Source organism: Citrobacter sp. UYEF32 (assembly GCF_040546205.1).
Lineage (GTDB): Bacteria > Pseudomonadota > Gammaproteobacteria > Enterobacterales > Enterobacteriaceae > Phytobacter > Phytobacter diazotrophicus.
Map to the genome: position 1 here is coordinate 162,064 of NZ_JBEPNI010000006.1, position 14,955 is coordinate 177,018.

Annotated in this window: 13 protein-coding genes; 6 read left to right on the forward strand and 7 right to left on the reverse strand. The window is 51.0% G+C overall.

Features of this window, described 5'->3' with window-relative positions; genetic code table 11:
* The first annotated feature begins 40 nt into the window (after window positions 1–40).
* From ABIB59_RS18275 to ABIB59_RS18285, 3 genes are all read left to right on the forward strand, one after another.
* Complete coding sequence (locus ABIB59_RS18275) at window positions 41–1,003, forward strand: polysaccharide deacetylase family protein (protein WP_039080123.1); 963 nt, start codon at window positions 41–43, stop codon at window positions 1,001–1,003.
* 102 nt (window positions 1,004–1,105) lie between these two features.
* Complete coding sequence (locus ABIB59_RS18280; RefSeq protein WP_039080124.1) at window positions 1,106–2,194, forward strand: glycosyltransferase; 1,089 nt, start codon at window positions 1,106–1,108, stop codon at window positions 2,192–2,194.
* Window positions 2,191–3,447 (forward strand): O-antigen ligase family protein, encoded by a 1,257-nt coding sequence (locus ABIB59_RS18285; protein WP_317077928.1) that lies wholly within the window; start codon window positions 2,191–2,193, stop codon window positions 3,445–3,447. Before ABIB59_RS18280 ends, ABIB59_RS18285 begins: the two co-directional genes overlap by 4 nt.
* A 26-nt stretch (window positions 3,448–3,473) precedes the next feature.
* On the opposite strand, the gene ABIB59_RS18290 is transcribed toward ABIB59_RS18285, so the two are convergent.
* The 4 genes from ABIB59_RS18290 to rfaD all read right to left on the reverse strand — a co-directional run bounded on the left by ABIB59_RS18290 (window position 3,474) and on the right by rfaD (window position 7,797).
* Window positions 3,474–4,571, reverse strand: coding sequence for a glycosyltransferase family 9 protein (locus tag ABIB59_RS18290; RefSeq protein WP_039080125.1), 1,098 nt, complete (start codon window positions 4,569–4,571; stop codon window positions 3,474–3,476).
* 140 nt (window positions 4,572–4,711) lie between these two features.
* Window positions 4,712–5,686: a lipopolysaccharide heptosyltransferase RfaC gene (rfaC, locus tag ABIB59_RS18295; protein WP_071195067.1), complete on the reverse strand. Its 975-nt coding sequence runs from the start codon at window positions 5,684–5,686 to the stop codon at window positions 4,712–4,714.
* A 3-nt stretch (window positions 5,687–5,689) separates the two neighbouring features.
* The gene (gene rfaF, locus ABIB59_RS18300; protein ID WP_071195066.1) at window positions 5,690–6,736 is read right to left on the reverse strand and encodes an ADP-heptose--LPS heptosyltransferase RfaF; all 1,047 of its coding nucleotides are present in this window, start codon (window positions 6,734–6,736) and stop codon (window positions 5,690–5,692) included.
* 116 nt (window positions 6,737–6,852) lie between these two features.
* Window positions 6,853–7,797 (reverse strand): ADP-glyceromanno-heptose 6-epimerase, encoded by a 945-nt coding sequence (rfaD, locus tag ABIB59_RS18305; RefSeq protein ID WP_354036501.1) that lies wholly within the window; start codon window positions 7,795–7,797, stop codon window positions 6,853–6,855.
* Window positions 7,798–8,013: 216 nt separating this feature from the next.
* On the opposite strand from rfaD, the gene kbl reads away from it, so the two are divergent.
* From kbl to ABIB59_RS18320, 3 genes are all read left to right on the forward strand, one after another.
* Window positions 8,014–9,210 (forward strand): glycine C-acetyltransferase, encoded by a 1,197-nt coding sequence (gene kbl / locus ABIB59_RS18310; protein ID WP_039080129.1) that lies wholly within the window; start codon window positions 8,014–8,016, stop codon window positions 9,208–9,210.
* Window positions 9,211–9,219: 9 nt separating this feature from the next.
* The gene (gene tdh / locus ABIB59_RS18315; protein WP_039080130.1) at window positions 9,220–10,245 is read left to right on the forward strand and encodes an L-threonine 3-dehydrogenase; all 1,026 of its coding nucleotides are present in this window, start codon (window positions 9,220–9,222) and stop codon (window positions 10,243–10,245) included.
* A 148-nt stretch (window positions 10,246–10,393) separates the two neighbouring features.
* Window positions 10,394–11,200, forward strand: a complete 807-nt coding sequence (locus ABIB59_RS18320) for a glycosyltransferase family 2 protein (RefSeq protein ID WP_354036503.1) — start codon at window positions 10,394–10,396, stop codon at window positions 11,198–11,200.
* Here the strand turns inward: ABIB59_RS18320 and ABIB59_RS18325 are convergent.
* From ABIB59_RS18325 to gpmM, 3 genes are read right to left on the reverse strand one after another with little or no spacing between them, the layout of a single operon-like run.
* A complete protein-coding gene (locus ABIB59_RS18325; RefSeq protein ID WP_354036505.1) occupies window positions 11,197–12,132 on the reverse strand; it encodes a divergent polysaccharide deacetylase family protein in 936 nt (311 codons plus the stop codon). The genes ABIB59_RS18320 and ABIB59_RS18325 overlap by 4 nt on opposite strands.
* Before the next feature lie 3 nt (window positions 12,133–12,135).
* On the reverse strand, window positions 12,136–13,401 hold the full coding sequence (gene envC, locus ABIB59_RS18330) for a murein hydrolase activator EnvC (protein WP_039080133.1): 1,266 nt from the start codon (window positions 13,399–13,401) through the stop codon (window positions 12,136–12,138).
* A 9-nt stretch (window positions 13,402–13,410) separates the two neighbouring features.
* A complete protein-coding gene (gpmM, locus tag ABIB59_RS18335; RefSeq protein ID WP_039080264.1) occupies window positions 13,411–14,955 on the reverse strand; it encodes a 2,3-bisphosphoglycerate-independent phosphoglycerate mutase in 1,545 nt (514 codons plus the stop codon).

Below are 14,955 nucleotides of genomic sequence, written 5' to 3' on the forward strand. Positions count from 1 at the left end.
GCTCTACCATGACCGGATAACTAAGCCTGAGGACAAAGACGTGCAGAAACCGGCATTTCTTATCACGATCGATACAGAGGGTGACAACCTCTGGCAAAAAAATGACAGTATCACTACGGAAAATGCGAAATATTTGCCGCGTTTTCAGGCTGTGTGCGAAAAGTATGGTTTTAAACCGGTCTATCTGACTAACTACGAAATGGCCATCGACCCGTTTTTTATTGAGTTTGGCCAGGACGTGATTGCCCGGGGGACGGCAGAAATCGGCATGCATTTACATGCCTGGAATAGCCCGCCAGAGACGCCGCTGACCGATAACGACTGGCGCTACAAACCCTACCTCATTGAATATTCCGACGCACTGATGCGGGAAAAGGTCGATTTTATGACCAAACTCCTGCAGGACACCTTCCAGACCAAAATGCGCAGCCATCGTGCCGGTCGCTGGGCCTTTGATGAACGTTATGCGCGTCTGCTGATCGAATATGGCTACGAGGTGGACTGTTCCGTCACACCAAAAGTGAACTGGAAAACCGCGAAAGGGGCACCCCAGGGAACCGGGGGCACGGATTATCGCCAGTTCCCGTTGCAGGCCTATTTTCTTGATGAAAACGACATCAGTAAGCCCGGCAATTCGCCGCTGCTTGAGGTGCCAATGAGCATTCAGTTCAAGCACTCGGCGCTGATGAACAGTATCAAACAGGGCTACGACAAACTGCGCGGTAAATTGCGTTCGCCTTCTGTCCATTGGCTACGCCCGATGGGCGGCAATGTTGAGACGATGCAGCGGGTTGTGGAGCAGACGCTGGCGCAGGGCAACGACTACGTTGAGTACATGCTGCACTCGTCTGAATATATGCCGGGCGGGAGCCCGACGTTTAAGAATGAACAGGATATTGAGCGTCTGTACGATGACCTTGAGTCCTTCTTTACATGGCTGCAGCCGCGCGTTCAGGGAATGACTCTGGCGGACTATTATCAGCAGAAAACATCAAAAATATAAGACTTATGCCCCACTGCCGCGTTGTGGGACACTCATGGGATTTGACTGATTTACGTTAAGTCACCATGTTTATGATGATAGTAATTACTCAGAAGAATACTCATGATCGAAAAGAAAAAAATCCTCTTTATCGCTGAAATGCTGGCAGGAAGAGGAGGTATGGAAAATGTTACTCGGCAGGTCATATTGCAATTAAATGCCGATCCTGAGTATTCGGCAGGTCTTTTTCTTCTTGATAGCGATTGCGAATTTTCCGCTTCGTCCTGGCGTGAAGGTATTGTTTGGGGACAAAGCAAAAGGATCACTCGTAACCCAAAAATTACACGCTTGATGCATGCTGTCATGCTGGCGTTATTTATTGCGAAACATAAACCAGATCATGTCATTGCGATGAACACCATTCCATGTCTCATTGCCAGGCGCGCAATTACGCTTTCTCGTGTAAAGACAGTTTTATCCACCTGGATGCATTTGCCGCCCAATGGCAGATATCGGCCTCGTTACCTGATGCGTGCTGACCACCATTTCGCCATCAGTAGGGACATTGCAAATCAACTGGTCGCATTAGGGGCGGCGCCAGAGTCTATCGACGTGGTATTTAACCCCGTCAGAAAGGTGGCGACTGTGATTAAGCGGCCCGAGAGTTTGAAGATGTTATACCTCGGCCGCATCCATTTCACCGGGCAAAAGAATCTTAAAGACCTGCTTGATGCTGCGAGCAAATTAACAACCACCTGGTCTCTCGATATTCTGGGGGACGGTGAGGATTATGCTCGATGCCTGGCCTATGCCGACAGCCTGGGAATTGCACAGCACATTACCTGGCATGGCTGGCAGGACAACAGTTGGGATTACATTGAGAAAAATATTAAAGAGGTTACCTGCCTGGTGCTGACCTCCTCAATGGAAGGATTGCCACTGGTTCTGTTAGAGGCCATTGCTCGTGGTATTTATTGTGTATCTTCTGATTGTGTCAGTGGTCCTTCGGATATCATTAAAGACGGCATCAATGGGCAACTCTATGAGACGTACAATGTCGATGAGTTAGTGAGTATCCTTGATGCGCCTGATTTTTGTAAAACACTGCCGGATCAGGAGATTGTGAAAGACAGTATCCATGATTTTTATGAAGATGCCTATATGACGAATTTCAAAAATATATTGCAGCAACGTAAGCAAGGTACATTATGAAGAATGTATCAATAAGAAAGAATTACCCAGAATTAAGTACTAATCTGTTTTTTATCATGCTGGTACTGTCATTATCTACTACCCTTTTTACTATTGGTTTTTCTCAAAAAATATTTTATACGTTAGGTTATGTCTCTTTTTTCATTGTTTGCTATGCGTATTTTAAACGCCGTGAACTGTTTGCAGTCGTTACGCCAGTATTTCCCTTGATTTTGGCCTTACTGATAACTGGTGTCATTCGATATTGCTGGTTTGTTTATTCTAAGTCAGATACCTCAAATTTTAGTGAGTATGACCTTAATAATCTAAGGAATTATGATCTCAGTGGTAAACGCTTTATTTTGTCAGCGTTTATGATCGGTGCTGCATTGGTTTTATCTAAGTTCATTACAGCAAAAACCATTACAATTTGTAAAGTCATTCTTTTTGTGGCTATTGTTATAACTGCCGGTGTTGGCTGCTACGAATATTTTTATGTGACTCATGAGCGGATAAAATTAACAGCGGATGCAGCAAGCAGTTCATCGTATATGATTCTGATGGCTTATGCTTCTTATTTAGCGCTATCGAGGAAAACATCACAAGCCTTAGAGCATCTCTTTGACCTGTTTTATGCCGCGATCATTTTCGCGTTATTAATACTTTGTGAAACCCGGATTTCCGTTCTGGCATTTATTGTCGTGACAGTACTGTATCTCTTAATGAATGGCGATTTAAAAAGGTATGTAAAGGGTCGGACAATTATTATTGCTAGCTTTGTTTTAGCTCTCTTCATTATTGGTGTTACAAACCAGCGCTGGGCCGAAGGGATAAAAAATATTGAAGATTATCAAACAAATAGCTCAACATCGTTGGGGGCAAGGGTAGCAATTTGGGACAGTGGCATTCACTTTGCCAGCCATCATTTTCTTTTCAGTACGCCATATCAAAGGACGACATTTGCGCAGTCATATATTAAGGAACACCATCCAGGTAATCTGGAGGGATATACCAATGTCAGATACAACATGCACAATGAATTCCTTGAAATATTAACCTTGCAGGGTGTTTTGGGGTTGCTATTTTTTGCTTTGATTTATCTTTCCTATCTGCGAGTTGCGATAACCAAAAGAGTATTTACGTCAGCGGCGCTCCCACTATCCGTTATGTTTGTCTGCGGTCTGGCGGATTCCGTATTGATTAATGCTCAGACGGCTATGCTTTTCCTGATTTCGCTAACGTTATGCGCTATTTCTTTTAACAAGCAACGATAGTATGAGGGGGAACCATCCCCCCTTAATTATGCATGACTATTCGTCGTATGCTTATGAAGCATATGTCCAACGGCATCGATAATGTCACTGACTTTAATGGTTGAAATGGGGTGATATTTGTCCTTAGTCATGATCTGAACGGCTGCATCATATCCCGGACCCCAAATATCATTGTTATGATATTTACCATGCATCTCGTTACCATATAATGCAACAAGCGGTTTATTATAGGTCGCAGCAATATGTACGATAGCGGTATCCGGCGATATGATCAGATCAGCATGGGCAATCAGAGCCATTGCGCTGTATAAAGTCGGGTGTGGATTTTTGTAAACCCCATCGGGTAACTCGATATCAAATCGCTTATTAGGATCAAAGTAGACTATATTATAATCAGGGTGTTTTTGACGTAGTTCAGAAAAAAGTTGCCGCACCTGTGTGACAGACATTTCTCTTTTAGCATCGGCAGCAAAAGGGTTAACGATAATATTTTTTGCATTAGGCAAGGTTTGTAGGAAAGCCGTTGTTTCGGTATTGATAGCATCCGGATAGAACAGTTCGTAAGCTGTACTGGAGTGGCTAAAATTTAGCTCATCCATGAGCAAGGCATAGCGATGAGTGATATGTTCCTGATAACCCAGAAAGGCGATGGTTTTATTGTAGAGGTTATATTGTTCTTTATTAAAACCGAGAACGTTTTTCGCTTTAATTTTCTTTAAAAAATGGAAACTGGCGGGCGATATCTTATCACCCATATCGATCACCAGATCGTAATCCTCAGCCGCCAGTTCAGTCGTGATGTTTGGGTTATCATCGAAGTGTATTTTTCGGATGTGCGGATTGTGCTCAATCACCACAACATTACTGCGCGTTGCCAGAATATCAACCGTATAGCCGTTGGTCTTAAGTTCTCTGATCAGCGATGTTGAGACAATCATATCGCCAATCTTACCGTCGTTGCGCAGAAGCAGTACTTTACTGATCGCCCGCAAATCAAAGGGTCTTCTGACCGGTTCATCCCATATCCATTTCGCCATTCGCATGCGCAATGCTTTCATGAAATAGTTACGTTTCCGGTTCCATGCGCGTAGGGTCGCAAATTTTTTCTGCTTATGCGGTTTCATTATGTATTCCTGGATTTGAGCAATATTCCTTAGGTGCAGGATTTACTGTGATGTCTGATGTGATACCGGGCCAGCAGACCACGACAATCTTATGCACAGATGCAGGTGGTGATAAAAGAGGAATAAGCATGCGTATTTTTCTAAAGGGAGTCGATATAGTGATCGTTTTTTAGAATTTCAAAAATACGATCTGCCGTGATTGTGTCCATACTTCGTGTTGCGCTAGTCATCTCGCGCTGGTTTTTACCGTAACCGCCGATCAACCCTGGGTCTGTTGGCCCGTATAGCGTCAAATTCGGGCGATCCAGTGCCGCCGTTAAATGACTCAGACCGGTATCGACGGAAACCACAAACTTTGCCCCGGCCAGTACCTGAGCGACATTCTCCAGGCTCATGCGTGGCAGGACATCAACGAAATCATAGCCCTCGGCAAGGCGTTTTGCTCGTGCCTCTTCATGCGGCGCGCCCCAGGGGAGCTTAATACGCAGACCGCTGTTAGCCAGCAGGCCAATCAGCTCGCGCCAGTGGCTCTCAGGCCAGTGTTTATCATCACGCGTTGTGGCATGTAAAAAGACAGCATACGGCGCTTTCAGGCCGCTGCTATTGGGAAAATGGCGGGCAATGGCGTAATCACCCTGAGTTTGCGGTTTGTCGTATCCCAGGCTTTTGGCGAACAGTTCACGGGTGCGTTCCACCGCATGCTGCTGCTTTGCAATGTGGTGACGGCGGTTATAGAACAGGCTCGCCAGCGGTTCACGCGCGGTTTGCCAGTCCATCCCATGTTTGATGCCGTGGGCCAGGCGTGTCACCAGCGCGGCGCTTTTTACCAGCCCTTGAGCATCGATGATAACGTCGTAATATTCGGCCTGCACGGCGTGACGAAATGCGCGACGCTCTGCTTTTACAGGCGCAGAAAACCACGCTTTACGCCAGCGGCGAATCGCCACGGGAATAACCCTGTCGACCGCATCATGCCACGACGGGATTTGCGCAAAGTTTTCTTCTACCACCCAGTCAAAGCGAATACCTGGAATGGCCCGCACCGCGTCAGTTAACGCAGGCAGGGTATGCAGTACATCACCCATTGAAGAGGTTTTAACGATAAGAACCCGCATGCGTTATCCTTCTTCATTCAGCAACAGCGTGTTTAGCTCGCTCAATACCTGCTGCGGGGTAATGTCGATCAGGCTCTGATGATAGCCTTCGGCGGCATCGCCTTTGCGTACTTTGTGGTAGCCGGTAATCAGGCGAATCACCCGCGCTTTGTGCGACAGCGGTGGCGTGAAATCCGGGCTGCTTGGCCCATAAAGTGCGACCAGCGGGCGATTGAGTGCTGCGGCAACATGCATCAGGCCAGAGTCATTGCTGACGACCGCTTTACAGGACGCGAGCAGAATGACCGCCTGTTCCAGTTGGGTTTCTCCGGCCAGATTACGGCACCAGGCCTGCTGTTCAACGCTTAGCGTCGCGAGAATCTGATTGCCTGCTTCATGATCTTTCGCCGAACCAAACAGCACAATTTGGAAGCCTTCATCAATTAGCTGTTTTGCCAGTTCCGCATAGTGATAGTGTGGCCAGCGCTTGGCCGGACCAAACTCAGCGCCGGGGCAAAAACCGATCAGCGGACGTTCTGCTGAGAGGCTAAAGGCAGCACAGGTCTGGCCTTTTTCGCTTTCAGTCACCTGTAACTGCGGCCACAACAGCGGTTGCGGCAAATCTTTCGCCGATGCCATCACGCCTTTATCGTAGGCCAATGCAACATAGCGTTCGACCATTAGCGGCCAGGCCTGCTTGTCCAAAACACGCACATCGTTCAGTAAGCCGTAGCGCATTTCGCCGCGCCAGCCGGTACGGTGAGGCACGTTGGCAAAGAACGGCACCAGCGCCGATTTAAAGGAGTTTGGCAGGACGTATGCCCGGTCATAGCGTTTTTCCCGCAGGCTGTGACCCAGCTTACGGCGCTCGCCAAGTTCCAGCGCGCCGTGGCCCAGCGGCATCGGAATCGCCTCGTTGACTTCCGGCATCCGCGATAACAGCGGACGGCACCATGCGGGTGCCATCACGTCGATAATCGCCTGGGGGTAGCGCGCTTTGAGCGTGCGATAGAGACTTTGCGACATCATCATGTCGCCCACCCAGGACGGGCCGATCACCAATATTTTCATTCACTTCATCCTTCAAGCTGTCTCTGCGTTGGCTGCCTTTGTTCACCCCAGTCACATCGTTATTCTATGCTCCTGGGGACTCACTCAGTTGCCGTCTTGATACCGCTTTAATGATTTTATGAATGGGTGCCGTTATCGCGGTTCAGCCAGGCCATATATTCCGTTACGCCTTCGGCAACGGTTTTGAATGGCTTGTCATAGCCCGCGGCACGCAGGTTGGTTAAGTCAGCCTGGGTGAATGCCTGATAGCGGCCTTTCAGTTTATCCGGGAACGGAATGTATTCGATGCTGCCTTTTTTGTGGAACGCCAGCGTGGCATCGGCCACGGCCTGGAAAGATTCCGCACGGCCGGTCCCGAGGTTGAAAATACCGGATACGCCATTTTCCCAGAACCACAGGTTGACGGCAGCCACGTCGCCTACATAGACGAAGTCGCGTTTGAAGCTGTCGCTGCCTTCAAACAGTTTCGGGCTTTCGCCATTATTCAACTGGGTGTTGAGGTGGAACGCTACGCTCGCCATGCTGCCTTTGTGCCCTTCGCGCGGCCCATAAACGTTGAAATAGCGGAAACCGACAACCGGAGAGTTGGCTTCCGTCAGGATCTGGCGCACATACTCATCGAACAGGAATTTAGAGTAACCGTAGACATTCAGCGGTTTTTCATATTCACGTGATTCGATAAAGTCGCTGGTGCGCCCGCCGTAGGTCGCCGCAGAAGAGGCGTACAGGAACGGAATTTCACGTTCCAGACAGTAGTGCAGAACCTCTTTGGAGTACTGATAGTTATTATCCATCATGTACTTACCGTCCCACTCAGTGGTAGAGGAGCAGGCGCCTTCGTGGAAAATAGCCTCGATATCGCCGAATTCTTCACCCGCCATAATCTGGATAAGGAAGTCTTCTTTGTCCATGTAGTCGGCAATATCCAGATCCACCAGGTTCACAAACTTGGTGCCGTCTTTCAGATTGTCCACCACCAGAATGTCGGTGATGCCTTTATCATTCAGGGCTTTAACGATATTGCTGCCGATAAAACCCGCGCCGCCGGTAACGATAATCATAACTATGACCTTTGAATTGTGGAGCTCCGAGACTATCTCAGACACTAATGATTCTTATCATACCATCTCATTGCCAGCCCGACAGCCATTCACGGACAGGCCATAATCTTACACGTGATTTATGCTACAAAATGCGCAACAGGTGATGCGTCATCTCGTATCAACGTATAGCTTTGGGTAATATGTGCCGAAATTTGCCCAGTCTGGAGAATTGCGATGCGTGGGGATTTTTACAAGCAGTTAACGAGCGACCTGGAGACCGCACGTGCGGAAGGGTTGTTTAAAGAAGAACGCATTATCACGTCGGCCCAGCAAGCTGATATCACCGTGGCGAATGGAAGCCACGTCATTAACTTCTGCGCCAACAACTACCTCGGTCTGGCCAACCATCCTGAATTGATTGCCGCCGCGAAAGCGGGGATGGACAGCCACGGCTTCGGCATGGCCTCAGTACGTTTTATTTGCGGTACGCAGGACAGCCACAAAGAGCTTGAAAAGAAACTCGCTGAGTTCCTCGGTATGGAAGATGCGATCCTCTATTCCTCCTGCTTCGATGCCAATGGCGGTCTGTTCGAAACCCTGCTGGGCGCAGAAGACGCCATTATCTCTGATGCCCTGAACCATGCCTCGATCATCGACGGCGTTCGTCTGTGTAAAGCGAAGCGTTTCCGCTACGCTAACAACGATATGCAGGAGCTGGAAGCGCGTCTGAAAGAGGCCCGCGAAGCCGGTGCCCGCCATGTGCTGATTGCCACCGACGGCGTCTTCTCGATGGACGGCGTGATTGCCAACCTGAAAGGTGTCTGCGACCTGGCAGATAAGTACGATGCGCTGGTAATGGTTGATGACTCCCACGCGGTGGGGTTTGTCGGCGATAACGGTCGTGGCTCGCACGAGTACTGCGACGTCATGGGCCGTGTGGACATTATCACCGGTACGCTGGGTAAAGCGCTCGGCGGCGCGTCTGGCGGTTATACCGCTGCGCGTAAAGAGGTCGTTGAGTGGCTGCGTCAGCGCTCACGCCCGTATCTGTTCTCCAACTCTCTGGCCCCGGCGATCGTCGCTGCCTCCATTAAGGTGCTGGAGATGGTTGAAGCGGGAAGCGAGCTGCGTGACCGTCTGTGGTCTAACGCGCGTCTGTTCCGTGAAAAGATGAGTGCCGCAGGCTTTACCCTGGCGGGCGCCGATCACGCCATCATTCCGGTAATGCTCGGTGATGCGGTAGTGGCGCAGAACTTTGCCCGCGAGCTGCAAAAAGAGGGGATTTACGTGACGGGCTTCTTCTTCCCGGTTGTGCCAAAAGGCCAGGCGCGTATTCGTACCCAAATGTCTGCTGCTCATACCCCTGAGCAAATCGAACGTGCGGTGGCTGCCTTTACCCGCATCGGTAAACAACTGGGCGTCATCGCCTGAGGACGTAAGATGAAAGCGCTATCTAAGCTGAAAGCGGAAGAAGGCATCTGGATGAACGATGTTCCGGCCCCGGAAGTCGGACATAACGACCTGCTGATTAAAATTCGCAAAACGGCTATTTGCGGGACCGATGTGCATATCTATAACTGGGACGAATGGTCGCAAAAAACGATCCCGGTACCGATGGTGGTTGGGCACGAGTACGTGGGTGAAGTGGTTGGCATCGGCCAGGAAGTGAAAGGCTTTAACATCGGCGACCGCGTTTCCGGTGAAGGCCACATTACCTGCGGCCATTGCCGTAACTGCCGTGCTGGCCGCACGCACTTATGCCGCAACACCGTGGGTGTTGGCGTCAATCGTCCGGGTTGTTTTGCAGAATACCTGGTTATTCCTGCCTTTAACGCTTTCAAAATCCCGGACAACATTTCCGACGACCTGGCCTCTATTTTCGATCCGTTCGGCAACGCGGTCCACACCGCGCTCTCCTTCGACCTGGTTGGGGAAGATGTGCTGGTTTCCGGCGCTGGCCCGATTGGTATTATGGCGGCAGCGGTGGCAAAACACGTTGGCGCGCGCCATGTGGTTATCACTGACGTGAATGAATACCGTCTGGATCTGGCGCGTAAAATGGGTGTTACCCGTGCGGTCAACGTAGCGAAAGAGAACCTCTCCGATGTGATGGCAGAGCTGGGAATGACCGAAGGTTTTGATGTCGGTCTGGAAATGTCCGGCGCGCCGCCAGCCTTCCGTACCATGCTTGATACCATGAACCACGGCGGTCGTATTGCGATGCTGGGCATTCCGCCGTCTGATATGGCTATCGACTGGAATAAAGTGATCTTCAAGGGCCTCTTTATTAAAGGTATCTATGGCCGTGAAATGTTTGAAACCTGGTACAAAATGGCGGCATTAATCCAGTCCGGACTGGATTTGTCGCCTATTATCACCCACCGTTTCGGCATTGATGACTTCCAGAAAGGTTTTGATGCTATGCGTTCTGGTCAGTCAGGTAAGGTAATCCTTAGCTGGAACTAAAAATAAAGACGCCTGCGGGCGTCTTTCTCTTATCCTTTTCCTGTTTTCAACCTTACATCGCACTAAAGGCACAATTTCCGTAACAGTGTTCTACATTAGAAAGTAGAGTTCGTTGACGATCCGTTTAACCTTTTCAGTGCGGCTAATTATGTTCAAACTTTCGGTGTGTCTGTTAACCTGCAATTCCGCTCGCTTATTACGGGACGTTCTCCCGCCACTGCTTAAAATCGCGGATGATTTTGTGGTTCTGGATTCCGGTAGTACAGACGAGACGCTGGATATTTGTCGGGAATATGATCTTCATGTTCATTATCATCCCTATGCGATGCATGGCGCGCAGATGAATCACGCAACCAGCCTGGCTGCGCATGACTGGGTGCTCTGTATGGATAGCGATGAAATCCTTGATGAACAGACGGTAAACTTTATTTTGCAGCTAAAAGCAGGTGATGAGCCAGGTGCTGACCAGGCATGGCGTTTGCCGCGTTACTGGTATGTGCTGGGTGAGCAAACCCGCACGATATATCCTGTCTCCTCCCCTGATTTCCCCGTGCGTTTATATAACCGCCGCACGGCGCGTTTTAACAATCGTGCAGTTGATGATCAGGTGGAAGGTTATTCGGCATCGACAAAAATACCAGGACATGTGCGTCACGATACGTTTTATTCGCTGCATGAAGTATTCAGTAAACTTAATAGTTACACCACGCGACTGGTGAAATATCAGAAAGTCTGCCCCTCCATTGGCCGTGGAATTATTAGCGCCATCGGTGCGTTCTTTAAATGGTATTTATTTAGCGGCGCATGGCGTAACGGCAAAGTGGGCGCGGTGACAGGTTTATATGCCACCTTGTACAGCTTTCTTAAATATTTCAAAGCCTGGTATGCCCACAATGGCCACAACGATGAAAAAAACGCTGTGGCAGAAGAAAAGAAAAACACCCGTACGGTTTAGGGGTGTTTTTTACCCCAGCCTTGCCACTCATTCGTGACATATTTCACCAGCGTACTCTCACTGATGCTGTCCTTCACGACCGTAAAGAAATAGCTGGCATAAACGGGCTGCGGTTTATGCGGCGCTTTGCACAACTTCACGCCCCGGAACGGGTTACGCGGTGGCTGATTGCGTGGCGGCACCTGGCCCGGCGTTGAGGTATCCGTTTGCGGTTCATTCAGCAGGCTTCCCGCGCGAACCAGGGTGATATCCGCAGGCAGGTTGTAAAGCATCTGTTGCAGCACACGTACTGTGGTTGGGTGCGGGTGGCCGATAGCGATGGCTGAACCGCTACGACGCGCCTGATCGACGGCACGATTAAACTGAAAGCGAATATCGCTCTCGTTTTGCGTATCATCAAGAAACACTTTACGTTTGATGACCTTCACGCCCGTACCGCTTGCGGCGCGCATCGCCTGGCTGTTGCCGATGGTCATGCTGTCCAGAAAGTAGAGATCGTAATGACCCAGAACCTGCATTACCTTCTGCATGCCAAACAGGCTGGAGGTCATGGCACTGCCCATATGGTTGTTTAACCCGGTGGCATACGGCACTTTGCTGACCGCATCGCTGATGATGCGCTCAATCTCAGCGCTGCTCATATCCGGGCGCAGGGTATCTTTTTCCAGTGGCTGTTTGCTGAGCGGCGCCATGGGCAGATGGATCAGCACCTCATGCCCGGCATTATGGGCTTTGGTGGCCATCTCTTTTGCGTGTGGCGCGTTTGGCAGCACGGCAACGGTGACCGCCGCAGGCATGGCAATAACCTGATTTTCGGTCTGTGGACGATAACCGAAATCATCAATAACAATGGCGAGTTTGCCGGCAAACGCTGACACAGAAAAAGCCAGCATGCTGGCAGCGACAACAACAACGCGACGAAATTGAAGCAAAACTTATCTTCCCAACCACGGCTGTGGATTGACCGCCTGACCCTGGCGGCGAATTTCGAAATAAAGTGAAGGTCTACCCTGACCGCCACTGCTCCCGACAAGGGCTATCGGCTGACCGGCGCGGACTTGCGCGCCTACGCTCACCAGCGCGCTCTGGTTGTAGCCGTACAAACTCATATCGCCTTTGCCGTGTTCAACCACGACCACCAGGCCATACCCCTGCAGCCAGTCGGCGAGGATCACCCGCCCGTCGGCCACGGCTTTGACTTCGCTACCCTCAGACGCACCGATAACAATCCCTTTCCAACGTAGCTCACCCTGCAGTTGTTCGCCATAACGATGTAGCAACGGACCGCGAACAGGCCAGTAAGCCTGGCCGGATGGCGCGCCCAGCCCACCTGTACGGGACATCAGTGAACGTTCGCCTTCGGTCGGTTTGTAGGTGGTGCCTTTACGGGATGCATCCTGCTGTTTTTCACGCACGGCCTGCGCTTCGCGAGCTTCACGCTCGGCGCGGGCTTTGGCTGCGGCTTCGGCACGGGCCAGACGATCGCGCAAACGGGATTCGTTCGCCCGCAGTTCGCCTAACTGCTGCTGCCCTTCCTGAATAGATGACTCCAGCCCGGCGAGCGTTTTCTTACGCTCGTTGCGCGCTTGTTCGAGCTTCGCCTGCTGTGCTTTTTGTTCGTACATCAGCGTTTGCTGCTGACTCTGCTTCTCTTCCAGCTCCGCTTTTTGCGTGGCAACCTCTTCGCGCGTTTGCTTGAGTTGCGCGATGGTCTCCTGCCGGGCCTGGTTGAGATAGCCGAAGTAGGCCTGCAGACGTTGCCCGCGTTGGGTTTCTTCCCCGCTGAGAATCAACTGAACCCCAGTATGTTGACCCTGGCGGAACGCGGCATCCAACTGGGCTGCCAGGTTATGCTCTTGTGTCGCCTTCTGTTTTTCCAGTTTGGCGATAGATGCGTTCATGGCATCGATTTGCTTATTGAGCTGGGCGAGGGTGTTCTGCGTTTCGCGCAACTGACGTGTGGCTGCGGAGATGGCGACTTCTTGCTCTTTGAGTTGCGCAAGCAGGCCGGAACGCTGCTGTTGCTGCTGGCGTACGTCGCGTTCTTTTGCGGCGATATCCGCCTGAATGGATTTTAACTGGTCGCGGTCATCCGCGTGGGCAGAAAAGGCGCACAACAATGCGCCAGCGCTAAAAGCGCTGGCGCAAAGCAAAGGCCTGACTGCGGCCAATGTGACAGAAAAAATCGCCTTTCCCCTCATGGGGAGCGATTATTCCACGATGAACAGCGGCTTACCAGTCATCTCTTTCGGGATTTCCATGCCCATCAGGGTCAGCATGGTCGGTGCGATATCGGAAAGTTTGCCACCTTCGACCGCTTTCAGCGCTTTATCGCCAACGTAAATCAGCGGGACTGGCAGGTTGGTATGGGCAGTGTGCGCCTGGCCGGTTGCCGGGTCACGCATCTGCTCAGCGTTACCGTGGTCAGCGGTGATCAGCAACTGACCGCCAACGGATTCCACCGCTTTGGTTACCTGCTCAACACAGTGGTCCAGCGCTTCAACTGCCTTGATTGCCGCTTCCATCACACCGGTATGGCCGACCATGTCGCCGTTCGGGTAGTTACAGATGATGGTGTCGTACTTACCGCTGGTGATAGCGCCAACCAGTTTTTCTGTCAGCTCTGCGGAGCTCATTTCCGGCTGCAGATCGTAGGTCGCCACTTTCGGAGAGTTAATCAGAATACGATCTTCGCCCGGGAACGGCTCTTCAACGCCGCCGTTGAAGAAGAACGTCACGTGAGCATATTTTTCCGTTTCAGAGATACGCAACTGCGTTTTGTCTTTCTTCGCCATCCATTCGCCGAAGGTGTTCGCCAGGGAGGCAGGCGGGTATGCAACGGCGGTTTTGATGTCTGCGGCATATTCGGTCAGCATGACAAAATCGAGGTTCACTACTTTCTTACGGGCGAAACCGTCGAAATCGCTGTTAACAAATGCACGGGTGATTTCACGCGCGCGGTCTGCGCGGAAGTTCATGAAAATCAGCGCGTCGCCGTCTTCCATTGCCGCATCAGGCTGGCCTTCGGCGCGGATCACGGTGGCTTTCACGAATTCGTCGTTTTCGTCACGAGCATAGGCAGCAGCAAGGCCTTCAACCGCGGTCGCGAACTGGAATTCACCTTTTGCCAGCGTCATCAGGTCATAGGCTTGTTCAACGCGGTCCCAGCGGTTATCGCGGTCCATGGCGTAGTAACGGCCAATGATAGATGCCACCCGGCCTTTGCCCAGGGCGGCAAACTTGTCTTCAAAACGTTTCAGTGAGGAGTCAGCGCTACGCGGCGGCGTATCGCGACCATCCAGGAATGCATGCAGGTAGATTTTTTCCGCACCGCGCTCAGCGGCCAGCTCTACCATGGCCAGGATGTGATCTTCATGGCTGTGAACGCCACCGGCAGACAGCAGACCCATGATATGAACGGCTTTGCCCGCAGCAACGGCTTTATCCACCGCGCCCGCCAGTACCGGGTTGGTGAAGAAGGTACGCTCTTTGATTTCAACATCCAGACGGGTCAAATCCTGATACACGATGCGGCCAGCACCCAGGTTGACGTGACCCACTTCGGAGTTACCCATCTGGCGATCCGGCAGGCCGACTTCCAGACCAGAAGCGTCAATCAGAGTATGTGGACGTTTGGCCCACAATGCGTCCATAACGGGAGTTTTTGCGCTGTAAATTGCGTTATCCTGCTGCTCTTCACGGTAGCCATAGCCATCCAGGATCACCAGTACCATAGGTTTTTTAGAAACCGACAT